Annotated in this window: 22 protein-coding genes; 8 read left to right on the forward strand and 14 right to left on the reverse strand. The window is 69.3% G+C overall.

Features of this window, described 5'->3' with window-relative positions; all coding sequences use genetic code 11:
• Entirely contained in the window at positions 1-1365 is a 1365-nt protein-coding gene (locus AB0F41_RS05720) for an NtaA/DmoA family FMN-dependent monooxygenase (RefSeq protein WP_357421542.1), read from the forward strand.
• Positions 1362-2486, forward strand: coding sequence for an LLM class flavin-dependent oxidoreductase (locus tag AB0F41_RS05725; protein WP_357421543.1), 1125 nt, complete (start codon positions 1362-1364; stop codon positions 2484-2486). The genes AB0F41_RS05720 and AB0F41_RS05725 overlap by 4 nt, the downstream gene beginning before the upstream one ends.
• A 76-nt stretch (positions 2487-2562) precedes the next feature.
• On the opposite strand, the gene AB0F41_RS05730 is transcribed toward AB0F41_RS05725, so the two are convergent.
• From AB0F41_RS05730 to AB0F41_RS05745, 4 genes are read right to left on the reverse strand one after another with little or no spacing between them, the layout of a single operon-like run.
• Positions 2563-3909, reverse strand: a complete 1347-nt coding sequence (locus tag AB0F41_RS05730; protein ID WP_357421544.1) for an LLM class flavin-dependent oxidoreductase — start codon at positions 3907-3909, stop codon at positions 2563-2565.
• The gene (locus AB0F41_RS05735) at positions 3906-4676 is read right to left on the reverse strand and encodes an ABC transporter ATP-binding protein (RefSeq protein WP_357421545.1); all 771 of its coding nucleotides are present in this window, start codon (positions 4674-4676) and stop codon (positions 3906-3908) included. Before AB0F41_RS05735 ends, AB0F41_RS05730 begins: the two co-directional genes overlap by 4 nt.
• Positions 4652-5506: an ABC transporter permease gene (locus AB0F41_RS05740; RefSeq protein ID WP_357421546.1), complete on the reverse strand. Its 855-nt coding sequence runs from the start codon at positions 5504-5506 to the stop codon at positions 4652-4654. The genes AB0F41_RS05735 and AB0F41_RS05740 overlap by 25 nt, the downstream gene beginning before the upstream one ends.
• Positions 5506-6597, reverse strand: a complete 1092-nt coding sequence (locus AB0F41_RS05745; RefSeq protein ID WP_357421547.1) for an ABC transporter substrate-binding protein — start codon at positions 6595-6597, stop codon at positions 5506-5508. The genes AB0F41_RS05740 and AB0F41_RS05745 overlap by 1 nt, the downstream gene beginning before the upstream one ends.
• Before the next feature lie 304 nt (positions 6598-6901).
• On the opposite strand from AB0F41_RS05745, the gene AB0F41_RS05750 reads away from it, so the two are divergent.
• Positions 6902-8077 carry a class I SAM-dependent methyltransferase gene (locus AB0F41_RS05750; RefSeq protein WP_357421548.1) on the forward strand — a complete coding sequence of 392 codons (1176 nt, stop codon included), beginning with the start codon at positions 6902-6904 and terminating at the stop codon, positions 8075-8077.
• A gap of 290 nt (positions 8078-8367) precedes the next feature.
• Here AB0F41_RS05750 and AB0F41_RS05755 read toward each other — a convergent pair whose 3' ends face one another.
• The 4 genes from AB0F41_RS05755 to AB0F41_RS05770 form a co-directional block, all read right to left on the reverse strand.
• Positions 8368-10260, reverse strand: coding sequence for a glycosyltransferase (locus AB0F41_RS05755; protein ID WP_357421549.1), 1893 nt, complete (start codon positions 10258-10260; stop codon positions 8368-8370).
• A 1-nt stretch (position 10261) separates the two neighbouring features.
• A complete protein-coding gene (locus AB0F41_RS05760; protein ID WP_357421550.1) occupies positions 10262-10486 on the reverse strand; it encodes a hypothetical protein in 225 nt (74 codons plus the stop codon).
• A gap of 15 nt (positions 10487-10501) precedes the next feature.
• Positions 10502-11056 carry a MauE/DoxX family redox-associated membrane protein gene (locus tag AB0F41_RS05765; RefSeq protein WP_357421551.1) on the reverse strand — a complete coding sequence of 185 codons (555 nt, stop codon included), beginning with the start codon at positions 11054-11056 and terminating at the stop codon, positions 10502-10504.
• 315 nt (positions 11057-11371) lie between these two features.
• Positions 11372-12976, reverse strand: a complete 1605-nt coding sequence (locus AB0F41_RS05770) for an alkaline phosphatase D family protein (RefSeq protein WP_357421826.1) — start codon at positions 12974-12976, stop codon at positions 11372-11374.
• A gap of 499 nt (positions 12977-13475) precedes the next feature.
• On the opposite strand from AB0F41_RS05770, the gene AB0F41_RS05775 reads away from it, so the two are divergent.
• From AB0F41_RS05775 to AB0F41_RS05785, 3 genes are all read left to right on the forward strand, one after another.
• Positions 13476-13904, forward strand: coding sequence for a hypothetical protein (locus AB0F41_RS05775; protein ID WP_357421552.1), 429 nt, complete (start codon positions 13476-13478; stop codon positions 13902-13904).
• A gap of 85 nt (positions 13905-13989) precedes the next feature.
• Positions 13990-14901, forward strand: coding sequence for a DUF5995 family protein (locus AB0F41_RS05780; protein ID WP_357421553.1), 912 nt, complete (start codon positions 13990-13992; stop codon positions 14899-14901).
• 271 nt (positions 14902-15172) lie between these two features.
• On the forward strand, positions 15173-15928 hold the full coding sequence (locus AB0F41_RS05785; RefSeq protein WP_357421554.1) for a hypothetical protein: 756 nt from the start codon (positions 15173-15175) through the stop codon (positions 15926-15928).
• 32 nt (positions 15929-15960) lie between these two features.
• On the opposite strand, the gene AB0F41_RS05790 is transcribed toward AB0F41_RS05785, so the two are convergent.
• Positions 15961-17622: a nitric oxide reductase activation protein gene (locus AB0F41_RS05790; RefSeq protein ID WP_357421555.1), complete on the reverse strand. Its 1662-nt coding sequence runs from the start codon at positions 17620-17622 to the stop codon at positions 15961-15963.
• A 111-nt stretch (positions 17623-17733) separates the two neighbouring features.
• On the opposite strand from AB0F41_RS05790, the gene AB0F41_RS05795 reads away from it, so the two are divergent.
• Both AB0F41_RS05795 and AB0F41_RS05800 read left to right on the forward strand, forming a co-directional pair.
• A complete protein-coding gene (locus tag AB0F41_RS05795) occupies positions 17734-18888 on the forward strand; it encodes an acyl-CoA dehydrogenase family protein (RefSeq protein ID WP_357421556.1) in 1155 nt (384 codons plus the stop codon).
• The gene (locus AB0F41_RS05800; protein WP_357421557.1) at positions 18885-20090 is read left to right on the forward strand and encodes an acyl-CoA dehydrogenase family protein; all 1206 of its coding nucleotides are present in this window, start codon (positions 18885-18887) and stop codon (positions 20088-20090) included. The genes AB0F41_RS05795 and AB0F41_RS05800 overlap by 4 nt, the downstream gene beginning before the upstream one ends.
• 57 nt (positions 20091-20147) lie before the next feature.
• Here AB0F41_RS05800 and AB0F41_RS05805 read toward each other — a convergent pair whose 3' ends face one another.
• The 5 genes from AB0F41_RS05805 to AB0F41_RS05825 are packed head-to-tail and all read right to left on the reverse strand — an operon-like array spanning position 20148 to position 26115.
• The gene (locus tag AB0F41_RS05805) at positions 20148-21407 is read right to left on the reverse strand and encodes a cytochrome P450 (RefSeq protein WP_357421558.1); all 1260 of its coding nucleotides are present in this window, start codon (positions 21405-21407) and stop codon (positions 20148-20150) included.
• Positions 21408-21460: 53 nt separating this feature from the next.
• Positions 21461-22684 (reverse strand): cytochrome P450, encoded by a 1224-nt coding sequence (locus AB0F41_RS05810; protein WP_357421559.1) that lies wholly within the window; start codon positions 22682-22684, stop codon positions 21461-21463.
• A gap of 5 nt (positions 22685-22689) precedes the next feature.
• The gene (locus tag AB0F41_RS05815) at positions 22690-24174 is read right to left on the reverse strand and encodes an aldehyde dehydrogenase family protein (RefSeq protein ID WP_357421560.1); all 1485 of its coding nucleotides are present in this window, start codon (positions 24172-24174) and stop codon (positions 22690-22692) included.
• The gene (locus tag AB0F41_RS05820) at positions 24167-25072 is read right to left on the reverse strand and encodes an SDR family oxidoreductase (RefSeq protein ID WP_357421561.1); all 906 of its coding nucleotides are present in this window, start codon (positions 25070-25072) and stop codon (positions 24167-24169) included. The genes AB0F41_RS05815 and AB0F41_RS05820 overlap by 8 nt, the downstream gene beginning before the upstream one ends.
• Positions 25069-26115 (reverse strand): spirocyclase AveC family protein, encoded by a 1047-nt coding sequence (locus AB0F41_RS05825; RefSeq protein ID WP_357421827.1) that lies wholly within the window; start codon positions 26113-26115, stop codon positions 25069-25071. Before AB0F41_RS05825 ends, AB0F41_RS05820 begins: the two co-directional genes overlap by 4 nt.
• Between the last annotated feature and the right edge of the window lie 12 nt (positions 26116-26127).

Genomic DNA, 26127 nt, shown 5'->3' on the forward strand with positions numbered 1-26127 from the left:
ATGGCGATATCGAGACCAGGCAGACAGGTTCACCTCGCCGCCCACTTCCCGGGCGTCAACAACACCACGGTATGGAACGACCCCGAATCCGGCAGCCAGATAGATTTCGATTCATTCGTACATCTGGCCCGCACTGCCGAACGCGGACTCTTCGATTTCTTCTTCCTCGCCGAAGGACTGCGGCTGCGCGAACATCGCGGCCGTATCCACGATCTGGACGTGGTCGGGCGACCCGATACGTTCACAGTGCTCAACGCGCTGGCCGGGGTCACCACCCGACTCGGTCTGGCGGGCACCATCAACACCACCTACAACGAACCGTTCGAACTGGCGCGCCAATTCGCCACACTGGATCACCTGTCCGGCGGCCGGGCCGCCTGGAATGCCGTCACCTCCTCCGACGCGTTCACCGGGGAGAATTTCCGCCGGGGCGGCTACCTTCCGCACGCCCAGCGCTACACCCGGGCCGCCGAGGTGATCGCGGCGACCCGGGCGCTGTGGGACAGCTGGCCCGACGACACGGTGATCATCGACCGGGAGCGCGGGGTGTTCACCGGCCCGATACCGGAGTTCCGGTATACGGGAGAACAATTCGATATCTCGGGCCACTACGTGCTTCCGCGCAGCCCGCAGGGTCATCCGGTGCAGATCCAGGCGGGAGATTCCGACGAAGGCCGGGAATTCGGGGCCGCCACCGCCGACGCCATTTTCAGCCGGCACGGCGAACTGGCGGCCGGACAGCGCTTCTACACCGATATGAAGAGCCGCCTCGCCCGTTACGGCCGGCAACGCGATGATCTGCTCATCCTCCCGGCCGCCACCTTCGTCCTCGGTGACAACCGTGCCGACGCCGAGGAGCGCGCCCGGCATATCCGGCGGCAACAGGTCGGGCCGCAGACCGCGATCTCCTTCCTCGAACAGGTGTGGGGCCGCGACCTGTCCGGCTACGATCCCGACGGCCCGCTGCCAGATCTGGACCCTGTCGACGACGCGAACATCACCCGTGGCCGGGTGCGGCACGCGAAGGACCCCCTCGCGGTGGCACGGGATTGGCGCGCGCGGGCGGAGGCACAGAAACTCAGCATCCGTGAGTTGATCATCGAGGTCACCGCCCGCCAGCAGTTCGTCGGCTCGCCCGCCCAGGTGGCCGCCGATATCGACCACTATGTCCAGCAGGACGCGGCCGACGGGTTCATTCTCGTACCGCGCCTCACTCCACACGGCCTGGACGAATTCGTCGACAGAGTGATCCCGGAACTCCAGGAGCGCGGCAGTTTCCGCACCGAGTACACCGGCACCACCCTGCGCGACCATCTCGGCCTGCGGCATCCCCATCGGAGCGGCGAACAGGTGAAAGCGTCATGACGATACCGCTGTCGGTGCTGGACCTTTCCCCGATCAGCACCGGATCCGATGCCCGGCAGGCGATCCGCAACACGATCGATCTGGCCCGGCAGGCCGAAGCATGGGGATACCGGCGCTTCTGGGTCGCCGAACATCATTTCGTGGCGGTGGCGTCCTCGTCACCGACCGAACTCATCGCGCTCATCGCCGCCGCCACCGAGACGATCCGGGTGGGATCGGCCGCGGTCCAGGCGGGGTTCCGGACCTCGGCTTCGGTGGTGGAGGCGTTCGGCACCGTCGACGCGCTCTACCCGGGCCGTCTGGATCTCGGACTGGGCCGTTCGGCGCACCGGATTCCGTCCGGACCCGCCGCGGCCGCACCGCCGCCCGCGCGGCCGACCGTGGTCCGCGACGGCGTCGTGGTACCGCCGCCGTTTCCGCCGGGGCAGATCCGCGATACCCGCCGGCTCGCGGCGTCCCTGGAAGTCCTACGGCTTCCGGGTGCCGAACCGCTGGACTACGGCCGGCAGGTCGCGGAGATCCGCGCCTTACTCGACGGCACCTACACCACCTCCGACGGCGTGCACCTGCGGGCCGTGCCGGGGGAGGGCGCGGATGTGCAGCTGTGGCTGTTCGGGAGCAGCGGCGGTGAGAGCGCGCAGCTGGCGGGGCGGCTCGGTCTGCCGTTCGTCGCCAGCTATCACGTCTCACCGGGAACAGTGCTGGAAACCGTCGAGGCCTATCGGGCCGCGTTCCGGCCGTCCCCGCGCTTCCCGCGGCCCTACCTGGTGGTCTCCGCGGATGTCGTGGTCGCCGAGGACGAGGCCCGGGCCCGCCACCTCGCCTCCACCTACGGGCACTGGGTGGCCGGTATCCGCAGTGGGGCCGGGGCGGGCGAATTCCTGGACCCCGATACCGCCCCGCCGCTCACCGATGATCAGCGACAGCTGGTGGACGACCGGTTGCGCACCCAGTTCGTGGGAACCCCCGGTGCCGTGGTGGCGCGGCTGTCCGCACTGCGGGATCTGACCGGCGCCGACGAACTGGTGGTCACCAGTGTGACCCACCGGCACGAGGACCGGCTCACCTCGCATCGGCTGCTCGCCCGGGAATGGGGCCTGTCCGGGGCGCGCGCCGCCTGACACGGCACCGGGAAACGGGACGGCGGACCTGCCCTGACAGGTCCGCCGTCCCGTTTCCGTTGCCGCCCGGCGAGAGTCAGACGCCCGCGGGGGCCGGCGCGAATCGGCTCGCCGGTGTGGGCAGACCGAAATGATCGCGCAGGGTGGTGCCGGTGTACTCGGTGCGGAACAGGCCGCGCTCCCGCAGGATCGGCACCACGGTCTCGGTGAAGATCTCCAGCCCGCCGGGATAGTAGGGCGGCATCACATTGAAACCGTCGGCCGCCCCGGACCGGAACCATTCCTCGATGGTGTCGGCGACCTGCTCCGGCGCTCCGGCGAACACCCGGTGCCCGCGGGCGCCGGCCAGCCGGTGCAGCAGACCGCGCAGCGTCGGGCGTTCGCGGCGGACGATACCCGCGACGACCTGGCGGCGGCTCGCCGCGTTATCGGTGACGTCGCCGGCGTCGGCGAACAATTCCACCGGCACCGGTTCGTCGAGCGGCAACCGCCGCAGGGAGGCACCGGCCAGCGATTCGAGCTGTCCGAGACCGTATTCGGGCACCGTGAGTTCGTTGAACTCCCGTTCCAGCCGCTTCGCCTCGGCCTCGGTGCCGGCGATGAACGGGCTGATCCCGGGCAGGATCTTCACCTGTTCGGGCGCACGGCCGAATTCCCGGGCCCGGCGTTTGATATCGGTGTAGAAGGCCTGGGCGTCGGTGAGTTGCTGATGCGCGGTGAAGATCGCCTCGGCATAGCGGCCGGCGAAGGCGCGACCGTCGTTGGACGCTCCGGCCTGAACCAGGACCGGACGGCCCTGCGGAGTGCGGGCCGCGTTGAACGGGCCCCGGACCCGCAGATGCTCACCGGCGAAATGGATGGGATGGATCTTGTCCGGATCGGCGTAGCGGCCCGCTTCGCGATCGAGCAGGATCGCGTCGTCCTCCCAGCTGTCCCACAACGCGGTGACCACGTCGACGAATTCGCGGGCCCGGGCATAGCGTTCGGCATGATCGGGATGCCGGTCGAGCCCGAAATTCGCGGCGGCCAGGTCGGTTCCGGTGGTCACGATATTCCAGCCCGCCCGGCCACCGGAGATATGGTCGAGCGAGGAGAAGAGCCGGGCCAGATTGTAGGGCTCGTAATAGGTGGTCGAGGCGGTGGCGATCAGGCCCAGATGCGTTGTCGCCGCGGCGATGGCGGTGAGCAGGGTGATCGGCTCCAGGCCGGGAGCGGCGTTGTAGGCGACATTGGTGCGCAGCGCCGGTCCGTCGGCGAAGAACACCGCGTCGAAAGTGGCGGCCTCCGCGGTGCGGGCGATCTCCTGGTAATAGGTGACGTCGTAGATGCGGTCGGGGCGGCTGGCGGGATGCCGCCAGGCCGCTTCGTGGTGGCCGGCCGGATAGATGAAGGCGTTCAGGCTGAGCCGGCGGGGTTCGGTCATCGGTTGGTGTCCTCTTGCTGGTTGCGGTCGGTGTCCACGCCGAGCGCGGTCAGGAGTCGTTCGCGGTGGTGGAGGAAGGCGGGATCGCCGTGCCGGCGGGGCCGGGTCTGCTCGATCGGGATATCGACAGCGATCCGGCCCTCGTCGAGCACCAGGACGCGGTCGGCGAGCAGGATGGCCTCGTCGACGTCGTGCGTGACCAGCAGCACCGCGGGCCGGTGCCGGGCGCACAGATCCTGCAGCAGCCGGTGCATCCGGAGCCGGGTCAACGCGTCCAGCGCACCGAAGGGTTCGTCGGCGAGCAGCAGTGCGGGTTCCCGGACCAGCGAGCGGGCCAGCGCCACACGCTGCTGTTCGCCGCCCGACAGCTCGCGCGGCCAGGCCTTCTCCCGGCCGGCGAGACCGACTTCGTCCAGCGCCTCCCGGCCGCGGCGGGCGGCGCCGGGGCCGGTGAGCCCGAGGGTGACGTTGTCCAGGACCTTGGTCCACGGCAGCAGCCGGGAGTCCTGGAACACCACGGCGCGTTCGCGCGGAACGTGGATCTCGCCGCCTCCGGTGACATCGGGGTCGAGTTCGCCGAGGGCCCGCAGCAGGGTGCTCTTACCCGAACCGCTACGCCCGAGCAGCGCCACGAACTCACCACGGGCGATATCGAGATCCACGCCGTCCAGCACCGTCCGTTCGCCGAAGGACCGGGTGAGATCCCGCACGCGAACGGTGAGTCCGGTGTCCGCCGGGGCGGTCAGTCCGCGAGTGTCTGCCGCCATGCCAGCGCTCTCCTCTCCAGTGTCCGGACGGCCAGGTCGCCGAACAGTCCCAGTAGTCCGTAGATCACGAGCCCGACCACGATCACGTCGATCTGCCCGTATGTGCGCGCCTGGGTCATCAGATAGCCGATACCGCTGGTGGCGTTGACCTGCTCGACCACGACCAGCGCCAGCCACGAGATGGTGACCGCCAGCCGCAGGCCGGTGAAGAACCCAGGCAGCGAACCGGGCAGCGCGACCCGGCGGATGAAACCCCACCGCGACAGCCCCACCGTCTGCGCCAGTTCCACATAGCGGGCGTCGACACCGCGCAACTGGGCGTGAGTGTTGATGTAGACCGGCACCAGAACCGCGGCGGTGATGACGATGAGCTTCATCTCCTCGCCGATGCCGAACCACACGATGAACAGCGGGATCAGGGCCAGCGTCGGGATCGACCGTTTGATCTGCACCGGTCCGTCGACCACCGCCTCTCCCAGCCGGCTCAGGCCGGAGACCAGAGCGAGCACCAGCCCGATCGAGACCCCCAGCGCCAGGCCGATCGCGGCGCGCTGCAAGGAGGTGAGCAGATTGGACTGCAGGGTCCCCTCGGCTGCCAGATCCGCCGCGGTGCGGAGCACATCCCACGGCGCCGGCAGCGTTTCCGGATCGAGGGCGCCGGATACGGATCCGAGTACCCAGGCGAGCACCAGCAGGGCCGGTCCGATCGCGAAGCCGAACGGTATGGGCCTGCCCGGGCCGAGGCGTACGGGCCGGCGGACGGGACGAGGGGTCGCGGTCCGGGACCTTGTACCGGATCTGGTCCCGGCGGGGAGGTCGATGGTCGCCACTAGCGTTTCTCCTGTTGTTCGAACCGGGCGCCGGCCGCGGTCACGGCCTGCGTGATCACCTCGTCGAAACGCAGATCGAATCCGTCGGCGGCATCGATATCGCGGGGCAGTTCACCGGCCGCGTCGATCACATCGATCGTGGCCTGCTGCTGGTCGACCAACTGCTGATTCAGGTGGGGGAAGGTGAACTCGCCGAGTGAGTCCACGATCCGCCCGGCATCCTCGGCGCTGATCTTCTGGTTCTCGATGTAGTAGGTACGCGCCCATTCGTCGCGATGGGTGTTTGTCCAGTGGAACGAGCGCACGAAAGCCCCGACCAGGGCCCGCAGCGCGGCGGCCTTCGCGGGCTCGGCCGTCGCTTCCCGGCGCGCGTAGAGGTAGCCGAGCCCGAAATAGATGCCCTGGGTCTTCTCGGCCGGAATCACCGTGGCGCCCGGTGTCCGGAGGAACCGGGTGAGCCGCGGCTCGTTCAGCGGGGCGATATCGACCTGACCGGTGCGGACCGCGTCGTTGAAATCCGACAGCTGCAACCGCACCAGTTCGACATCGGAGGTGGTGAGTCCGGCCAGGTCCAGGGCGCGCAGCACAGCGGCCTGCTGTGCGGTGCCCTCCGCGTAGGCGATCTTCTTTCCCCGGAGATCCGCGACCGATGTCGCGGTGACACCCGGTGCGACGGCGAGCTGGATACCGTCGGGATCGGTCTGGTAGGCGGCCACGATCGGCACATCCTGTTTCGCGGCCAGGGCATGGATCGGCGGGACATCACCGACCGGCGCCACATCGGCCGCGCCCGCCCGGAAGGCCTCCAGAATCTCCGGGCCGCCGATGAAGTTGGCGAATTCCACCTTGAACGGCAGTTTCTCCAGCTCACCGGAAGCCCGCAACGCGGTTTGGAACCGTTCCTGCTGATCGGCGACCACCAGGGTGGTGCCCGGCGGGATCTCGGTGGGCAGGGGAGTGCCGAGGGATACCGCGCCCGGTTCGTCGCCGGCCGCGCAGCCGGTGACCATGACCCCCGCCGTCGCGACCGCGAGGATCATCGCGACGGTCCGGTGACGGAAACGCGTGGCGAGACAACGAAACTGTGGCATTCCGGAATTGAACCAACGCCCCGGTGACACCGGAATGATTAAAGCGGCCGCGATTCGAATTATGCGCCGGTCCGGCGCCGGCGGTGGTGGCCTGGTTCGGTCCGGGCGGGCGTATGGGATCATGGGGATTCACGACGGAGGGAATCGACCGTGGTCATGGGCATGGTGCCGGGTGATCGGTGCCCGCGCTTCGACGCGGGAGCGTTCCGTCCTGCCCTCGTGCCGATCGCCGGGTAGTTCCTGCCGTACTCCTGCATCGAAGCGATGCCGATCCGAGGCACCTTCGTCCCCACAGGAGTTCAACATGAGCACGATCAGCTGGAACGAAAACGGATCGGCGTTCTCGGCCCGGTGGCATTCCGAGAACGCGTCCCCGGCGCCCGCCCGCGTTGTCGTGGTCGACGACCGCACCACCGCGAACGCTGCCCACCGGCTCGCCAGGGCCGAGACGGGTCTGCTGTGGCGGGGGGATTTCCACAACGCTCGCCAGCTCATCCGGGCCCTGGAACGCCGTCACCAACGGGGTCCGCGCGCCGGGGCCGGCGGAAGCGATGTGGCGTCCCTCTTCGAGGGGCATCGCGCGCGGCGGGCCGCGCGAGCCGAACTGCTCGGCAGGCTGCTGGTCGTACTGGAGCCCGGCTATTCCCTCGGATTGCGGCGAGCGCCGGATGTGCGAAAAGCCTGCGATCACGCGTACGGCGCCCCTGCCGAGGACCCGGCCGGTAGTGGGACCGGGCGGACCTGTGTCTCGCTGCCGGAACTGCTCGGTGTGCTCAGCGCCTATCAGTGGCACCTGAAGGGCGTCCATATTCCCGCGCTGGATGCGCACATCTACCCGGACTACGGGGTCTTCTCTCCGGTCCGGGGCGAATACGTCGATCTGGTCGCCCGAGCGCCACTGCCCTCCGGTGCCGAGCAACCACTGGTGTTCGATCTCGGTACCGGCACCGGAGTCCTCGCCGCGGTTCTCGCCCGACGCGGCGCCCAGGTGGTGGCCACCGATATCAACCGGCGGGCGGTGACGTGCGCACGCGCGAACCTGCGCCGGCTCGGCGTCGCCGATCGCGCGCGGGTCGTCGAGGCGGACCTGTGGCCGGACGGCCGAGCCGACCTGGTGGTGTGCAACCCACCCTGGCTCCCCGCGCAGCCGACCTCGGCTCTCGAGCTGGGCATCTACGATCCCGGCTCCGATATGCTCCGCCGCTTCCTGAACGGGCTTCCGGACCACCTCACTCCCGGCGGTGAAGGCTGGCTCGTCCTGTCCGACCTCGCCGAACGGCTCGGCCTGCGGACCCGCGACGAACTACTCACACGTATTGCCGATGCCGGACTTCGCGTCGCCGCCCGCTACGACACCTCGCCGCGGCACCCACGGGCTTCCGACCCCGCCGACCCGCTCCATGAAGCCCGGCGGCACGAGGTCACCTCGCTGTGGCGATTGGTGCCGATCGGCCCGCCCGGCGTTCTCAGGATTTCGTGAACACGGCGGTGTACCTCCCGGGCTGCCTCGTCCAGTAGCCCGCAACGGTTCCCGGAACGGGACGTCGATATCACCCGGGCGCGGATGTCCTCGATATCCACTGTGCGCGCAGGGGATTCGATGCCTGCGACTCTGCGCCGACCACCTGTCCCGGTGGCGACGTCGATCTCGCCGCGGAAGCGATCCGGCCGGCCCGGCGGCGGACTGCCGGCTCGGAGGCGTGCCGACGGCAGCCCGCGACCGCTCGCGCCGGTGACACCGGAATGATGCGGGGCGCCCACGATGCCGGATTACGCACCGATCCGGCCCTCGCGGTGGCGGCCTGCCGTCCGGGTTCGGCCCACCGCGTGGGCCCGGAAGGCGTCGAGTAGCGCGATTTTGGCGTCGGTGGGCTGGCCCGCGGCGTGCATGATGAAGTCGCCGGGCCGGTGCTCGTTCCAGAAACTGTTCATCGATCGCTTCGCCACCACCTTGACGCGGAGTTCGGGATGCAGCGCGATCGCGCGGGTCATCGCGGTCTGCTCGTAGAAGAGGCCCGATACTTCGTGCCGCCAGGTGCTGCGCAGCAGCTGGATACCACGGGCGTTGTTGCGCAACAGGAAACTGCCCGAGTTCAGTCCGAGCTCGTCGTGGGTGACGATCAAGTCGTAGTCGTCGTCGCACAGATCACGCAGATCCACATCGAAGTTCGTGATGGCAGCGTCGGCATCGGTCCAGTAGATCCAGTCGTGATCGCCCAGATGCCGTTGTACGGCCGGAATCTTCGACCAGTGCGGCGCCCGTGCGGTGGTGAAGACTCCGGCGTATCCGTAGAACGCGAAGCCGTGGCGGGCGCAGTAGGCGTATTTGTCCTCCGCGTGCGGACGTGCCCAGTGCGCGATCTCCGGTGTCCACAGCGTCACGACCCCGATCGGCGCGGAGCCGTCGGGGAGACTCCACAGCGGCGGATCGCCCGGCCGCGCGATTCGCTCGCGGGCCGGGGGCGGGCTATCGGGAAGGGCCGGGACCGGGCGGACACCTCCCGTCCGAGCGGCCGCACCGCCGGAACGCAGCGATCGCCGGGTCCGGCGGTGCTCCTCGACCACCGCCAGCACCTCGGGGCCGCAACGCCGGATATCGCGGTGTTCACGGACCCAGCGCGCCGCGGCGCGGCCCAGATCCACCGCCTCCAAGCGGTGCCCGGCCACCCAGCGGAGGCGTGCGGCGATATCGTCGACGTCCGGGATCGCCACCGCGCCGTGCGAGGTCTCGCCGAACGGATGCCGGTACGGGCGCCAGGTCGCCGGTTCGACGGGCAGGATCAGGTCGGCGGCATCACGGCAGAGGTCGGCGTGACCTTCGGAATCCAAGGCGATCACCGGCAGGCCGGTGGCCATCGCCTCCAGCGCGGTGGTCGGCGCACCCTCGTTGCCCAGCGCCAGTACGACATCGGCCGTGGCATACCACCGCGAGTCGCTGCGGGCGCGCCCGGTCACCGTTTCGATCTGGATTCGCGGGTCGGCGGCCGTATGACAGTCCGGCCAGCCGCGCCACGACTTGATCACCAGCCGCGCGGCGGGATCGTGTCGAAAGGCCTCCTGCCAGGCGGCGATACCTTCGCGATAATTCTCGGACCGGGTTTCCATCATGCCCACCATCAAGGTGGTGAGCCCCCGGCGCACCGGGCGTTCGCGCAACGCGTGGCGTTGCGTATCCACTCCGGCCGCGACGATGTGCACGGGCGCCGTGACGCCGCAGGCGCGAAAGACATTCGCGACATAGCGGCTCGGCACGATGACGGCGCGGGCCCGATCGAGTTGCCGCACCCAGTGTTCGGGGATCCGGGAGCTCTCGCAGGTGGTCCGGATGAACAGGTCGGTGCCCAGCAGGCAGTCCGCTTCGGGTGCGCCGGGCCATCCGCAGTAGAGCACCGGACCGTCCACGCGGGCCGACGACTTCTCGACCAGCGCCAGGAACTCCGCGGAACAGCCGGCGGGATCCAGACCGAGCGGCGCCACATTGACCCGGACACCCGCGTCGTGCAGGCCGAGCGCCAGGTATTCGTTGGCGCCCCGGTCTCCGCCGTCGGCGGCGAACTCCCCGATGATCGTGAGCGGCGCGGTGCCGAAGCGCCGCCGAGCGCTCGACGCGTGCCGTGCGGCGCGACGGGTCTGCCCGGTCCCGCCCGCGTGAATGCGGGCCACGCTACCGGGGCCCGAAACTGTCAGGGGCCGCCCTGTATCCGTACTCGCCGTACCCGGACGTCTGGTAGCCGTAGCCGTCGTCACCATAGCTGCGGCGCCTGTCACCGCGGTCCGGATGTCCGGGCCGCGGGACCTCGGCGCGGGCGAATTCCGGGAAAACCGCCGTGGCGAGCGCGGCCAGCGCGCCTGCGCCGGAATTACGGAACATGCTGCGGCGCGAAAACATGGAAATTCCTTTCGCTCAGGCGGTGGCGGCAGCGAGCCGTGGGCGCTGCCGGCGCACGCGATGGATGAGGGTGATCGCGATCGCGGCCACCGATATCGCCGTGACCGTGGCGGTTTGGAGCCAGACGTCCCGGGCGGCGAGCGCCGGGGCAGCTGTGCCCCGGAATCCGACGAGGACGACGGCGACCAGGAAGAGAGCGTTACGCAGTACGGCGTAACGGGACAGCAGTGGCCGGAGCCGGTACAGGCCACCGCCGGTGAGGGTCAGGCCACGTCCATGGGCCACGACCGGCGCCACAACAACTGCCGTGAGTACCGTGCCGGCGGTGATCGTCGCGATGATCGCGAATGCACCGGACAGCAGCAGGATCCCGGCGAGCAGTGTCACCGGGGGAATCAGCAGGGCGACCGGTCGCACCAGCCGAGCGGGAATCAGCTGGTATGCGGCGAACCAGACTTCGCGCCGGGTCGCGGTGGAATGCAGCATGGCGACACCCCAGGCGATCAGCACACCGCCCACGAACAACCGGGTTCCCATTTCGAATACAGCCCAGGGCACCGGCAGAACCATGAGGACTCCTTCGGAGTGGGTCTACATGAACTATCGGCAGACTCGCCGGGGCCGGGAACCGCCGGCCTCCGTCGCGTCCGCTGTGGCACTGCGCTTTCGTACCTGTTGTATAGCGTTGGGCAGCTGTTCCGCAAACCGGCCCCTCTTCGCTCATTCGATCCGAGAGCGCGCAGGTCCGGAGATTTCCGGTGTTGGTCCCGTTCGGTCCGGCGTGTTTCCACGCGGGCCGCACACGACGACCGGCAATGGTGTGGCATCCGCGCTTTTCGCTGTCCGACGCGGGCGGCGTGAGTAGGAACGCCGCACCCGGTTGCGTCAGTCCGCTCCGAACCGGAGCCGGCCGCCGTGCGATACCGCGGCGCGGGCGGCGAGCCGGATCCCCGTGCGGGCATCGGTGACATCGCCGACGTAGTACCACTCCATGAGCGCGCGATCGGCGGAGATATCGAGGAGTCCGTAACCGTGGGAGTCGAGTTCGGCGTAATGGATATGCCGGTTGAGTGCTTTGACCGATTCCTCGAGCGCGACGGTGGCGGTGCGCGGGGGTGCGTGGAGCAGATCCCCGATCCCCGCGGACGTCACCGACGGCACCACGAATTCGGTTCCCGCGGTGGGGCCGCCGGGATAGCGTGCCGCGTCGAGTGGTACGTCGGCGGCCCATGAGCTGTGGATATCGCCGGTCAGATAGACGATATCGGCGACCCCGTGGTCGACGAGGGTGGTGAGCAGCCGGTACCGGTCGGCGGTGTAGCCGTCCCATTGGTCGGTGTTGGGTGCGATACCGGAGCGCGGGATGCCGAGGGCTTCGGTGACTGCCGCGGTGGTCCCGGGGTCGAGCGGCGGGAACAGCAACGGGGAGAGCATCACCGAATTCCCCACCAGTTGCCAGCGCGCCGAACCCGAGGTCAGTCCGGTGGTGAGCCACTGCATCTGGGCGGCGCCGGTGATCGTGCGGCCCGGATCGTCGCTGTCCCGGGAGCCCGGCCGCGGCGGGGCGTCCCGGTAGCTGCGCAGATCCAGCATCGACAGCTCCGCCGCGGTGCCGAACCGCAGGCGCCGGTAGAGCTGCACCGCGCCGCCGGAGGTGCGGGCGCGCACCGGCATCCATTCCAGGTAGGCCCGCACGGACGCGGCGCGGCGATCCGCCCAGGAACCCTCGCCGGGATCGTGGTTCTCGGCCCCGCCCGCCCAGGAGTTGTTGGCGGATTCGTGATCGTCCCAGGTGCAGATGAACGGGACCGCGGCGTGCAGGGCCATGAGGTCGGGGTCGGTCTTGTACTGGGCGTGCCGGATCCGGTAGTCGGCGAGGGAGACGATCTCGTGCGCCGGTTCGTGCCGCCGCACCGGGCCACCCGGGCCGCCGAACTGTCCGGCCGCGTATTCGTACAGGTAGTCACCCAGATGGATGACGGCGTCCAGATCGCCGTGGCCGGCGAGGTGGCGGTACGCGGCGAAGTATCCGGCCTCCCAATTCGAGCAGGACACGACGCCGAAGCGGAGGCGGCCGGGGGAGGCGTCATCGGCCGGGGCGGTGCGTGTGCGCCCGGCCGGTGAGGTCTCACCCAGGGCGAGGAACCGGTAGAAGTACTCGCGTCCCGGCGCCAGCCCTCGGACGTCGATCTTCACCGTATGGTCCGATTCGCTGGTCGTGGTGACCGTTGCGCCGGCCACCACGACGGCGAACCGGTCGTCGGCGGCGATTTCCCACCGCACGGTGACCGCCGGTCCGGTCCCCGAACCCGGTGCCGCATCGGGGCTCACGGTGACCCGCGTCCAGATGATCACACCGTCGGGCAAGGGATCACCCGAGGCGATGCCGTGGCCGAACACCGGAACCCCCGCGCGAGCGACCGGTGCCGCGACGGCGGGGACCGCGGCGGCCAGGGCCCCGGCCTGTAGCAGTGCGCGCCGCCCCAGCATTCCGGGGCCGGCGGTTCTCGTCACCGTATTGTCTCCGCTCACGTGCACCGATCCCAGCCGACGGGATCGCATTCGGCAAGTCGAACCGCCCGCCCGCTGCGGTTCTTCCGGATCCCGGAGGTCGCAGCTCCCGGAGATATCAGCGCAGTGGTGACCCCGGGTGCCGGGCGGGGTCGACGACGGCCGTGCCGAGATCGCGTTCGTCGCCGACCTCGACACCGAGATGCCGATCGAGGTCTGTGGTGTGCCGCGGCGCCTGAGGACGTGCGCGGAAATGCCCCAGACCTTCGCCACCGCCTCGCCCGGGTGGCCGCGTATCCACGGCCGCGCGCGGCCCCGGCCTCCGGCCGGTCGCCCGGTGCGGGAGGGAGCGCCGCCGGCATGACCCGGTCGGCCGAGACATGGTCGATCGGGTGGACGTGACCGGCCGCCGCGACAACCGGGCGACACGGCCGCCGCAACAGCGAACTGCCCCGGCTCCGCAGGTAGGCTGCCGCCTATGGGCAGTGCCGAATGCGCCGAATCACCGCCACCACCACCCACCACTCGTCTCCGCACCGCCGCCCGGCTGCTGCTCGCCGGGGCGCTGATCTTCGCGGGGCTGAGCCATCTGTTCTGGGCGCGGCGGGATTTCCAGGCCCAGGTGCCCGACTGGGTGCCACTGGACAAGGACGGCGTCGTCATGGCGTCGGGCGGGGTGGAGATCATGCTCGGCGCGGGGCTGGCCGTGCTCACCCGGGACCGGGTGCGGCTGGGCCGGCTCACCGCGCTGTTCTTCGTCGCGGTGTTCCCGGGCAATATCGCCCAATGGCAGGGTAAGCGGCCGGCATTCCGGCTCGACACCGATGAGTTGCGGTTCGCCCGCCTGCTGTTCCAGCCGTTGCTGGTCCTGTGGGCGCTCTGGTCGACGGCGATCCCGCGCCGCTGACATCACGACTCGCCCGGCCGTGTGTGCGCCGGTGTCACCGTGCGGTTCCCCGCCCGGTTCGTTCCTCGACCGAGAGCGACGCACTATGCCCAGCCCCACTCCCGCGAGATTCCTCCGCGTTCTCATCGCCGGCCTGCTGTGTGCCGTCGGCGCGACGCTCGCGCCGGCCGCCGCGGCCGCCCGCGAAGCCGGTAGCGCCTGCGGCGCCCCGATATCGGCCGAATCCGCCGCCGAGATCGTCGCATTGTCCGACACCTCGGCACTGGCCGACGAGGGTTCCGGCCCGGCCGCGGCCCGGCTGGAACGCGCGGTCGAACAGAACCGGCGGATCACCGAGATCCTGGTGGAAAACCGCGACCGGCGCGGCCTGTTCGCGGTGGGACTCGACGCGGTCGAACACGCGGCGGTGATGCCGCTCCAGCGCGATCCGGCCGCGTTCGCCGACCCCGAATGGGCCCATCGCGTCAGTCTCGACCTGCTGCTGCGATTCCTGCGCAATGTGCACGCCGAGTTCACCGGGACTCCGGCGGCACCGCACTGGAACCACTACTTCCGGCTCGCCCGGCAGTGTGAACTCTCCCCGGCCCGGGTGGCGATGGCCGGTTACAACGCCCACCTCACGATCGATCTCTCCGAATCCGTGGCCGCCACCCGCGCCGTCGCGGCGAACGCGATCGACCATTTCCGGATCGTGGACGCCATCGCGAGTCACGGATTCCTCATCGTCGATATCACCGACCAGGTGTACGGCGCCGATCTGGGGCCGCTGTGGCGGTTCTATTTCCTCGGTGCGGGGCTGGATGCGGTACTCGGCGCTGGGGTGGCCACCGGTCCGCTGTTGCGGCTGGCCGACGCGGGCGCCAATGTGGTCATCTTCGGCAACGGGCTCGCGTTGCAGGACCCCGCCGCCGCACCCGCGGTGCGGGCGGAGATGGACGCGCTGTGGCGCAGCGCCGATACCGCGTTCGAGGTTCTCGCGGCGAACGGCGGGTTGTGACCGCCGGTCGGACCTCGCCCTGACCGGTGGCACGAGCGTGGTGGCGGTGAGGAACCGTCGCCACGGGCCTGTTCATGCGCGGAAAAGTGGGTATATCCGGTCTGCCGACCGTGACCCGATCCGGCTGGAAGGAGCGCCGACCTGCAGATGAGCTCGCACGCCCACGGTTGTGCGAGGTAGCCGATCCGGCCGGTCTTCCCACCGGAAGCGGCTTCCGACGTCACCGTGCGGGCCCGACCCGTTCGAGGTGCCGGAAGCAGAGGAGAAGACCATGAGCTACCGGACCGTGGTCATGGCGACTCTGGTCGCCGCGGCCTGCAGTGGGGCGGTCGCGGTGCCGGTGGCGGCCGCCCCGGGCTCCGAACCGGGCGCGGTGGTCGTCCCGGCCGAGAGCATGCCGGAACGGACATCGCTGGCGCTACGAGGTCCCGGGGGCACCCGATGGGGTACCGCGAACGCGGACGAACCGCGTAGTGCGTTGTCGATGTCGAAGCTGTACCTGGCGGACTATGCCTTGCGCCACGGTGACGGTTCCGCCGCGGACCGCGCGGCCGCCGAACGAATGATCCGGGTATCCGATGATGCGGCCGCCGACGCGATCGGGGCGAAGTATCCGCAGGCGATCGGTGCGGTCGCCGCCGAGTACGGACTGGACCGGACCGCGCCCGGCCCCGGGTGGCAGATGTCCACCACCAGCAGCGCCGACCTGGCCGATTTCCTCGCGGCCAAGCAGGCCACCGACCCCGGGTCGCCCATCCTGGAGTGGATGGCCACGGCCCCGCCGATGGCCGCCGACGGGACCGCGCAGAACTGGGGCACCGCGACCCTGCCCGGCGTGCAGGGCAGCAAATGGGGCTGGTCCGATCTACCGCCGCCGGAGGTGGCCTCGGCGTCCTTCGGCCCGGGCTTCACGGTGGCGGCCCATACGCGCGGCGGTCCGGACGACCAGACCGCCGATGTCCTGCGGGCGCTGACCGAGATATTCGGGCCGGGGCCCGGCCCCGCGGCCCGGGTCTCGGGGCCGTAGGTCGCGGCCACCCGCCGTCCCGGACGCTCTCGTCACCGGCACCCGGCAGCGAGGGCGCTCCGGAACAGCGGACCGACGACTCCGGCCAGATGGCCGGTATCGGGCACCGTGACATGCGCCGCGCTCCCGAAGACCGCGGCCAGCTCGGCGTCCCCGGTGGCCGCCCCGACGGTCAGGCAGACGCAGCCGATTCCGTCGCCGCGTGCCTCCGCCAGCGCTCGATGCGCGTCGGCGGCGCCATAGCCGCGGTCGTAGCCGGTGTCGTAGGCGAGACCGTCGGACAGGACGAGCAGGAGCCGCCGGGAGGTCCCGCCCCCGGTGCGCAGCACCGAGGTGCCGTGCCGGATCGCCGCGCCCAGACGCGAGTAGGCGCCGGGCTGGAGGCCGTGCAGACGCTGCCGCGCCCGCAGCGCGAACGGGTCGTCGAACCGTTTGACCGGCAGCAGGTGCACGGCGCCGCGGCCCTGGGACCGGAAACCGTACAGGGCGACGCGGTCACCGAGTTCGTGCAGTGTCACGGCCAACGCCGCGGCGGCGCAGCGTTGATGTTCGTGGACCGGGCGCCCGTCGCCACCCGGTTCGGCGGCCGAACCCGAGATGTCCAGCAGGATCAGCACGGACAGATCACGCCGGCGTCTCGGGGTATCGAGATAGACGGCTTCTTCCGGTGCCGATCCGGTACGGATCTGTACCCGCGATTCCACGACCGCGTCGATATCGAGCTCATCGCCCTGCCGCTGTCTGCGGAGTGGGGCGGGGGTGGTGTCCAGACGGGCGAGGGGCTGTCGCAGGGTCTGCCGGTCCCAGTGCGGCAGCCGTGGATCCGGCGCCGGATCGGGTTCCGTTTCGAGGACCGTGCACCAGTGGTGGCGGTAGCGCCGCCGGTGGATATCCCATTCGGGATAGGTGGGCGCACCGGACCGGTGGCCGCCGGGCCGGGTGGTGCCGGCCGGGGCGGTGGCGCTCGACGTCACCGCACCCGCGCCCCGGGGCCCGGAACGGCCGCGGTATCCGGCCGAGTCGGCTCCGGGGTGCCCGTTGCGGCCGCCACCCCGGCTCGCGCCGAGCAGTTTGCGCAACAGCCCACCCAGGAGCCCACCGCCCCCGATCGGACTGGAGAACTTATCGGGGACATTGTCATCGGCGCCCGTATCGTCGGGTTCGTCCAGCTCACGCGATGACCGGGACCGGGGTCGGTGACTCCCGGTGCCGAGAGAACCGGGCGGATCGTCCGGAACCACCGACCGGGCGCGGAGGATCCCGAAACAGCCTGGCGGAGCGGGTAACCGGGTACGGCCGCTCGCCACGGCGAGCGAGTCGGCTGTGCCGACGGCCATCGCGGCCACCTCGTGGTCGACCAGGTCCAGCATGTCGCGGGGTAGCACGGCCGCGTGAGCGAGCAGCGCGCGGTGACCTTCGACCGTGAGATACCGGGCCGCCGTTCCGGTTCGGCGGCCGAGCGCGCGCAGCACATTCGGATCGAGCCCGCCCGCACCGATCAGACAGGAGTGCAGGGCGAGCGACCGCCGCTGTTCCCGCCGACTCTCGGTGGGGTCCAGGTAGACACATCGGCCGTCGGTCCAACTCGGCTCGCCGGGGCCGGTCTGTCCTATCGTGACAGCCCGCCCGGCCAGTGCGGAGGCAAGCATTGCCAGCCCGGCCGATTCGTCCCAGTCTTCTGAGTGCTCGCTCACGAAAACTCCCGCCGTTCGTCCGCGGACCTCGCCGGTTCGCGTTGACCAAATATCTGTTCCACGATATTGTTCGTACCCGCACTGGTCAACGCGGTTGCCGGATGGAGAATTATGGATTTCTCGTATCCACCCGATACCGAACGCTTCCGGGCCGGACTCCGGTCCTGGCTGGCGGCGAACCTGACGGCCGAGGTGGTCGACAGCAGTTCCCGGCGCGGTACCGACGACACGGCGTTCGAAACTCTCCGGAGATGGAACGCGACCATGGCCGACGCCGGCTGGGGTGCGGTGGCCTGGCCCGAGCGCTACGGCGGCCGCGGCGCGACGGTCCTCGAACAACTCGTATACGCCGAGGAGACCACGCGCGCCCGGGTTCCCATGCCGCTCAATGTGATCGGCATCAACAATATCGCCCCCGCGCTCATGCGGTACGGCACCGGCGATCAGAAGGACCGATTCCTGCGCCGGATGCTGTGCGCGGACGATATCTGGTGCCAGGGTATGTCGGAGCCGGAGGCCGGATCGGATCTGGCCGCGCTGCGCACCAGAGCGGTACCCGACGGCGACGATTTCGTCATCGACGGGCAGAAGATCTGGACCTCGCTGGGGCACCGTGCGGATTGGTGCCAGCTCTACACCCGCACCGATCCGCGGGCGCCGAAACATCGTGGTATCACCTGTTTCCTGGTGGATATGTCGCTACCCGGTATCGAGGCGCGGCCTTTGATCACGCTGACCGGTGCGGCGGATTTCGCCGAGATCTTCTTCGACGCCGTGCGGGTTCCGGCGACGGCGATGCTGGGCCCGCGCGACGGTGGGTGGCAGGTGGCGACCACGACGCTGTCCCACGAACGGGCCGGTGCCGCGCGACTGTACGCCGAACAGCAGGTCCTGCTGGACGATCTCGTCGCGGCGTTGGCGCCGGTGCGCAAGAACGGGCGGCCGATACTGGAGGATCCCGTCACCCGGTGCAGGCTCGGCGGTCTGTCGGTGCGGATCACCTATCTCGAAATGCTCTGCCGCCGGGCCATTTCCGCCGAGCTGCACGGCGGGGACGCGATGGCCTCGGCCAGTCTCGCGAAAACGGTGTGGGGTGAAGTCGGCCAGGAGCTCGCGGATACCGCCTACGACCTGCTCGGTGACGACGCAGACCCGAGGTGGGGCCGGCATCGCCTCGCGACCCGCTCGCTGACGATCGCCGGCGGTACCACGCAGATCAACAAGAACGTCACCGCCGGCCGAGTGTTGGGACTGCCACGGTCATGAATCTCGAACTCACCGAAGAGCAGCTCGCGTTACGCGATACCCTTCACGCCTTTCTCGCCAAGAATGTGAGCGTATCCGGGCATCTGCGTCCGCTACTGGATGATCCGCGCGGAACCACCGACGAGGTCTGGCAGGGGCTGGCCCGGCTGGGTGTCACCGGGCTGCTGGTGCCGGAGGAGTTCGGCGGCGCCGGGCTACCGCTGGCCGATACGGCCGTGGTGCTCGCGGAACTGGGAGCCGCCCTGTATTCCGGACCCTGGTTGTCGACGGCGGTGGCCGCACCACGCGCCTTGATCCGGTTCGGCGCCGGAGAATCCGCTGCCGCCCTGTTCCGGGGTATGGCCGACGGGTCGGTCATCGCCACCGTGGGCCCGCTCGACCCCGCGCAGCCACGTCCGCGGGTGGACACCGGCAGCTCCGGCACGCCGGTGCTGCGCGGGCGGCTGGAGGCGGTACCGGACGCCTGCGCGGCCGACGTTCTGCTGGTGTTCGCGGAGGGCCCAGAAGGAAACAACACAGAAGGAAACAACACAGAAGGAAACAACACAGAAGGAATCAGCCCAGCAGGAATCGGCACACCAGGAATCAGTACAGAGGGCATAGGGCTGTACGCGGTGCGCACCGTGGACCCCGCCGTCACCGTGCGCGGGCGCCCGACCGTCGACCTCACTCGCCGTTGCTTCGATGTAGAGCTCGCGGGCGCTCCGGGGGCGCTGCTGGCAACCGGTGCGCTGCGGGACCTCGAATCGGTGCGCGACGATGTTCTCGCGGCGCGCGCCACCGATGCGGTCGGTGCCGCGCGCGCGGTTACCGGCCTCGTCGTGGAATACGCGAAATCGCGGCAGCAGTTCGGCCGGCCGATCGGGTCGTTCCAGGCCGTTCAGCATCTGTGCGTGGATATGTTCGAGATCGTCGAACTGGCCTACGGTGGCGCCCTGTACGCACTGTGGGCCGCCGACAGCGCCGACGACCGGTCCCGGACCGGGGCCGTCCTGCATGCCAAGGCGTATTCGGGCTGCCTGGCATCGGTGGGCGACCGGGCCATCCAGGTACTCGGCGGTATCGGCTATACCAGCGAACACAACGCCCACCTGTATCTGCGCCGGCTGCTCGGCTGGAGCGCCTATCTCGGCGGTGCGGACCGGTATCTCGAGCAGGTGGGGGAGCGGCTCGTTGCTCCCTACACCGCGATCACACCCTGATCCGGGCCGCTCCCGGTGCGCGCCGGAGTCGTGCCGGGGCACGGCTCCGCGCCGGGATCACCGCACCGGGTCGAACTCCACATACAGTTTCGACAGCCCCCGCATGACGAAGGTGGGCTCGTAGTCGTAGTTGCGCGCGTCCCGCGACCCGTGCTGTGCCTCGTCGATTCGCAGGCCCGTCAGCCGGTCGAGTAGCCGGTTGATCGAGATACGGGCTTCGGCGCGGGCCAGCGGCGCGCCGGGGCAGCTGTGGGCGCCCCGGCCGAATGCGATGTGCTCGCGGGCATTCCGGCGGTCCACGTCGAGCCGGCCGGGATCGGGAAACTTCCGCGGATCGCGGTTGCTCGCGCCCGGCAGCAGCATGACCGTCGTCCCCGCCTCGATCGGGCATCCGGAGATCTCGGTACTCGTTCGTGCCATCCGGAAGTGGCTCTTGACCGGGCTCTCCAGTCGCAGCGTTTCTTCCAGGAAGGTGGGAACCAGGTGCCGGTCGGCGCGAACCTGCGCCTGGGTATCGGGGTACTCGGCGAGATTGCGGACCGCCGCGCTGAGCAATTTCGTGGTCGTCTCCTGGCCGGCCGCGAAAAGGAAGGTGGCGAGTTTGACCACTTCCTCCACCGTCGGAATCGTTGCGTCGGAGTACTTTGCCTGGGCAAGTGCGGTCAGCACATCGGGACGGGGCTCGTCGCGACGTTCGGAGATATAGCCGCGGAACTTGTCGTCCAGCCACTCCAGTGGATTGTGCGCGAGTTCGCCGTCGAGTTCGCCGACGAGCTGATCGCCCAGCACCGCACGGAATTCGCGGTGGTCGTCGGCGGGTACCCCGAGCAGGTCGGCGATGACGAGCATGGAGAACGGTTTCGCGTACCCGGACAGGAATTCGACCCGCCCGGCGCCGAGGAACGTGTCGATCTGCTCGTCGGCGAGTTTCCACATGAAACCCTCATTCTCGCTCAACCGTTTCGGGGTGAGCAGCGTGCTCAGCAGTCCTCTGGTGCGTAGATGCCGGTCGGCGTCCATGGTGACCACGTGCTCGGCCATCGGGATACCGTCGCGGTGCAGTTCGATCAGTTCGGTGATGTCATCGCCCTCCGGGGTGAACGGCAACGGTGCGAACGGACCCACCACCGCGTTACAGGACGAGAACGCGGTGTCGCGGTAGGCGGCCAGCGCTTCCGCGTGGCCGGTGATCGTGACGACCCCGCCCGGCCCGTCGGGCAGGACCGGCGCGCGGTCGCGCAGGTGGTCGAAATAGGGATAGGGATCGGGAATCAATGCGGGGTCGGTGAAATAGTCGACCGACTCGTATTCGGACATGTGTGCTCCTGAGATCTATCGGAAAACGGCTCGGCCGAAGGCGATCTCGGTCCTCACGCCGCTCCCGGATCGGCGGTGAACCGCACGGGCAGCGCGGTCGGGGAACGGAACACCTGCCCCCTGATATGCGGATCCGCCGCGGCCGGATCCGGTCGCAGATCGGGCAGCCGGTCGAGCAGTAGCTCGATCGCGACCCGCATCTCCAGCCGGGCCAGATGCATACCCAGGCAGACATGCGCGCCGTGACCCCAGGAGACGTTCGCCTGGGGCGGGCGGAAGATATCGAAGGAGTCCGGGTCGTCGTAGCGGTCCTCCTCCCGGTTCGCCGCACCCAGCATCGGCATCACCGACGACCCCGCGGGGATGGCCACACCGCCGAGCTCGGTTTCCCGGGTCGCCACCCGGGTGATGGTGAGCAACGGCGGCTCCCACCGGACCGCCTCCTCGATCGCCTGCGGAATCAGCGACCGATCCGCCTGGATCGCCTCGAACTGGTCCGGGTGGGAGAACAGTCCGAACAACAGGTTCCCCAGCGATCGGTAGGTCGTTTCCACGCCCGCGGGTAGCAGCAGCCGGAGGAAGGAGAAGATCTCCGGATCGGTGAGCCGTTCGCCGTCGATCTCGGCGCCGGCGAGCCGGCTGATCAGGTCGTCGCGGGGAACGGCGCGCCGGGCCGCCAGTATCGGGGCGAAATACTCCTCGAGCGCCGCGGACGCGGCCCGCCCGCGTTCCGGGTTGATCGTGAAGCTCAGCAGCGAGATCGACCATTTCTGGAACTGCAGGAAATCCTCGCGCGGCAGTCCGAGCAGTCCGGCGATGATCTGGGTCGGGAAGGGAAAGGTGAACTGCCTGACCAGATCCGCGCTACCCGCGCCCGCGAAGCGGTCGATCAGCTGGTTGCCCACCTCCCGGACCAACCCGTCCTCCCATTTCGCCAGCGCTTTCTGGGTGAACGCCTTCGATACCAGTGCCCGGTGGCGGCCGTGTTCCGGTTCGTCCATACCCAGCATGACGTGGCGGCCGAGCACATCACCGAATGCCTGGATGATGATCGCGGACGAGAAGGTCTCGTTGTCCCGCAGCAGTTGGCGGATATCGTCGTGGCGGTAGGCGATGAACAGGGGCAGCGTGTTGTCGCCGGGCATGGTGGACAACTCGATGCGCTGGATCGGTTGTTCGCGGCGCAACCGCGCGAGTTCGGTATACGGGTCGCGCACATCGCCGGACACCACATCGTCGAAAGAACCGAAATCGTCGAGGTCGTCGAACAATTGCATGGGAATCACTCCTGAGTAGCGGGGTAGGCGAGGGATTTGATCTCGGTGTACTGATCGAAACCCGCGCTACCGTTCTGCCGGCCGATACCGCTGGCCTTGTAGCCGCCGAACGGCACGTCCGCGCCGTAGCCGGTGGTGCCGTTGAGCCCGACGAATCCCGCCCGTAGCCGGCGGCCGAGCGCGAGCGCGCGGTCGAGCGATCCGGACATCACATTGCCCGCCAGGCCGTAGGCGCTGTCGTTGGCGATCCGGACGGCGTCGTCGTCATCGTCGTAGGGGATGACCGAGAGCACCGGCCCGAAGATTTCCTCCTGGGCGATCGTCATCGAATTGCCGACGTCGGTGAACAGGGTCGGCCGCACCCAGAACCCTGTGCCCAGGCCCTCGGGTTGTTCGGTGCCGCCCACGAGCAGGGTCGCCCCCTCGTCGATGCCCTGCTGGATGTAGCCGAGGACGCGATCGCGCTGTTTCGCCGAGATCACCGGCCCGCAGAGGGTCGCCGGATCCTGCGGATCGCCGGGTGCCACGCCCTCGTACATGGCTTTCAGCAGCGCCACCCCCTCCTCGTAGCGCGAGCGGGGCAGCAGCATCCGGGTCGGATTCGCACAGCCCTGCCCGGCGTGCATACAGGGTGCGATGCCGATCGCGCAGGCGAAACCCAGATCCGCGTCATCGCAGACGATGGTGGCGGATTTACCGCCGAGTTCGAGGAAGAGCCGCTTCATGGTGGCGGCGCCCTTTTCCATGATCCGGCGCCCGACGGCGGTCGAACCGGTGAAGGAGATCAGATCGACCCTCGGGGCGAGGACGAGTTCCTCGGCCACGAGGTTGTCGGAGGTGGTCACGATATTGACCACGCCCGCCGGGATATCGGTCTGCTCCGCGATCAGCCGGCCGATGCGGGTCGCGTTGAACGGGGTATCCGGGGCCGGTTTGAGAACGACGGTGTTCCCGGTGGCCAGGGCCTGCCCCAGCTTGTGCGCGGTGACCTCGAACGGGAAATTCCACGGCACGATGGCGCCCACCACGCCCACCGGTTCGCGCAGCACCTTCCGTCTGGTCAGCACACCGGTGAGGGCCACGAACGCGTCGCCCAGATCCGTTTCCCACGGGTAGGTACCGATCAGGTCGGCCGGGTAGGTGAAGGCGTCCGAGAGCGGTGCGTCCAGCTGCGGGCCGTAGGTGATCGCGCGCGGGCACCCCGCCTCGCGGATGAGTTCTTCGCGCAGGGCTTCCTGTTCACCGACCAGCGCCTCGTGCAACTGCCGGAGGCATCGCGCGCGGAACGCGCGGTCGGCCGCCCAGGTGGTGTCGTCGAACGCGCGCCGCGCGGCGTCGACGGCCCGGCGCATATCGCGGGCCGAGGCATCGGCCACCGCGCCGATGACCTCCTCGGTGGCCGGGTCGAAAGCGGCGAATGTTCCGTTCTCGCCGTCGACCAGCCGGCCGTCGATCAGCATCCGCGATTCGGGCGGAGGTGTCTCACCCATGGTTCGAACTCGCTTCCTTGTGCGTACGTGACGCCGCCATCGCGCGGAATCGGGGCAGCCCCATCGCGAGGCGCGCTATCTGGTGCATGGCGCGGGCCGGTAGCAGCCGGTTCGACACCAGTAGCGATACCGCGTCCGCGCCCACCGCACGGCGGAGGTAGGGGCCGCGGTCGTCGAGTGCCGCGGCCAGTGCCGCGGCGAACTTCTCCGGCGCGTTCGCGATTTTCATGGCCGCGCGTCCGCGCCGGTCGATACTCGTATGCAGATGCCGGTAGGGTCCGGTGAAATCGCGGAAACTGGTGGTGCCGCTGTCGGTGATGATCTCGGTGTCGAATACGCCCGTCACCAGGACCGTGACCCCGATCCCGAACGGCGCGACCTCGCCCGCCAGGGCCTCGCCCCAGCGTTCCAGGGCGCCTTTGGCGGCGGAATAGGCCGCGATCGCGGGCATTCCGCGGACACCCCCCGCGCTCGAGATCAGCACGATACGTCCCGCACCGGCGGCGCGCATACCCGGCAGCAGGGCGCGGGTCAGGGCCACGGGGCCGAAGAGATGGGTGGCGAACATCTTCTGCCACAGGTCCATCGGGGTTTCCTCGACCATGCCCGCCGCGGCGATACCGGCATTGTGTACGAGGACCTCCGGGGTGCCGGTCAGGTCCCGTACGGTCGCGGCGGCCGTCTCGACGGACCGCTGGTCGAGGAGATCCAGCCGCACGCCGACCAGTCGGGGGTCGTCGTCGGCGGCGCCGGTGGCTTCGCGCAACGCCGCGAGCGCTGCCTCCACATTGCGCACTGCCGCGACCACCCGCCAGCCCCGCGCGTACAGATAACTCGCGGAAGCCAATCCCAGCCCCCGCCCGGCCCCGGTGATGACGACCGTCCGGTACCCGGTCATTTCGCCTCCCCGCACCGTCCGCCGTCGGCCGGCGGTGTGGCATCGGGCCGCCCGTCGGGCTGGGCGCTCATCCAGGTCGACCAGATACCGACCGAATAGGGCCCCGGCGCGCCGTTCTGCTCGTAGAAACCCTGGGGGTCGTACACCTTCGCCTCGGGATAGGGCCACGGGCAGGCGACGGAGGTGGCCGACCGCGTCCATTTGATGACCGCGAACCATCCGCCGTAGGTGAAATAGGACAGGTTCATGACCACGAACATCATCAGGACCATGCCCGCGAACGGACGCCCGGTGAATATTCGGGCGCGCAGCGCGAGCTTCTCGGCCACGGTGCGGCCGGTATCGTCGCGATAGATCAGCACCCCGGCCGGAATCATCACGAAGGTCACCGACAGCGACTCCCAGAGCAGCGGGAACTGGTATGTCGACCCGGCGAACAACGTGCCGAACGGGATGGCCTGCGAATAGATGTACATCCCGGTGCGCACCAGCGACACCTCGAGGATCATGTCGAAGAGGAAGCCGATCGGCAGGATGAGCAGCGCCAGGGCGATCAGCGGATGCTTCCAGACGAACGAGTCCGGGGCGCGGCGGGCCTGGAACCGGCGCAGCAGCCATATCGCGGGGAAGTACGGGCCCAGATAGAACAGCACATAGCCGAAGACCACGAACGGTTCGACCGTCGGCGACAGCGATACCAGCGGCCAGTCCTCGGGCCAGTGCCACAGTTCGGGGTTGTACACCGCGAACGGCGCCCAGTTCATGATCGGGTCCTGCCAGACGATCATGGTCGTCATGAACCCCATGAGCAGGACGGGGTCGCGTGGGTTGCGCCGGAACATGCGTACCCACACCACGATCACCACCAGCACCGCGCACACGGTGCCGATATGGATGACATCGATCCAGTGGTCGAATCCGAACAGCGGCTCCACCGGCCGTGGCACGCCGGTCACTTCGGGATTGCGGATACGGTCGGAGACCGCGCCGCGCCGGGCGTGCGCGGCGACCAGCCCGATGATGAGCAGTGCGAGTGCGAGCAGGCCCCAGCCGAA

The sequence above is a fragment of the Nocardia sp. NPDC024068 genome, from assembly GCF_040638875.1.
Classification (GTDB): domain Bacteria; phylum Actinomycetota; class Actinomycetes; order Mycobacteriales; family Mycobacteriaceae; genus Nocardia.

Coding starts and splice junctions, on each gene's coding strand:
- AB0F41_RS05720 (WP_357421542.1), top strand. CDS start 1: ATGGCGATATCGAGACCAGGCAGACAGGTTCACCTCGCCGCCCACTTC.
- AB0F41_RS05725 (WP_357421543.1), top strand. CDS start 1,362: ATGACGATACCGCTGTCGGTGCTGGACCTTTCCCCGATCAGCACCGGA.
- AB0F41_RS05730 (WP_357421544.1), bottom strand. CDS start 3,909: ATGACCGAACCCCGCCGGCTCAGCCTGAACGCCTTCATCTATCCGGCC.
- AB0F41_RS05735 (WP_357421545.1), bottom strand. CDS start 4,676: ATGGCGGCAGACACTCGCGGACTGACCGCCCCGGCGGACACCGGACTC.
- AB0F41_RS05745 (WP_357421547.1), bottom strand. CDS start 6,597: ATGCCACAGTTTCGTTGTCTCGCCACGCGTTTCCGTCACCGGACCGTC.
- AB0F41_RS05750 (WP_357421548.1), top strand. CDS start 6,902: ATGAGCACGATCAGCTGGAACGAAAACGGATCGGCGTTCTCGGCCCGG.
- AB0F41_RS05760 (WP_357421550.1), bottom strand. CDS start 10,486: ATGTTTTCGCGCCGCAGCATGTTCCGTAATTCCGGCGCAGGCGCGCTG.
- AB0F41_RS05765 (WP_357421551.1), bottom strand. CDS start 11,056: ATGGTTCTGCCGGTGCCCTGGGCTGTATTCGAAATGGGAACCCGGTTG.
- AB0F41_RS05770 (WP_357421826.1), bottom strand. CDS start 12,976: ATGCTGGGGCGGCGCGCACTGCTACAGGCCGGGGCCCTGGCCGCCGCG.
- AB0F41_RS05775 (WP_357421552.1), top strand. CDS start 13,476: ATGGGCAGTGCCGAATGCGCCGAATCACCGCCACCACCACCCACCACT.
- AB0F41_RS05780 (WP_357421553.1), top strand. CDS start 13,990: ATGCCCAGCCCCACTCCCGCGAGATTCCTCCGCGTTCTCATCGCCGGC.
- AB0F41_RS05785 (WP_357421554.1), top strand. CDS start 15,173: ATGAGCTACCGGACCGTGGTCATGGCGACTCTGGTCGCCGCGGCCTGC.
- AB0F41_RS05795 (WP_357421556.1), top strand. CDS start 17,734: ATGGATTTCTCGTATCCACCCGATACCGAACGCTTCCGGGCCGGACTC.
- AB0F41_RS05800 (WP_357421557.1), top strand. CDS start 18,885: ATGAATCTCGAACTCACCGAAGAGCAGCTCGCGTTACGCGATACCCTT.
- AB0F41_RS05805 (WP_357421558.1), bottom strand. CDS start 21,407: ATGTCCGAATACGAGTCGGTCGACTATTTCACCGACCCCGCATTGATT.
- AB0F41_RS05810 (WP_357421559.1), bottom strand. CDS start 22,684: ATGCAATTGTTCGACGACCTCGACGATTTCGGTTCTTTCGACGATGTG.
- AB0F41_RS05815 (WP_357421560.1), bottom strand. CDS start 24,174: ATGGGTGAGACACCTCCGCCCGAATCGCGGATGCTGATCGACGGCCGG.
- AB0F41_RS05820 (WP_357421561.1), bottom strand. CDS start 25,072: ATGACCGGGTACCGGACGGTCGTCATCACCGGGGCCGGGCGGGGGCTG.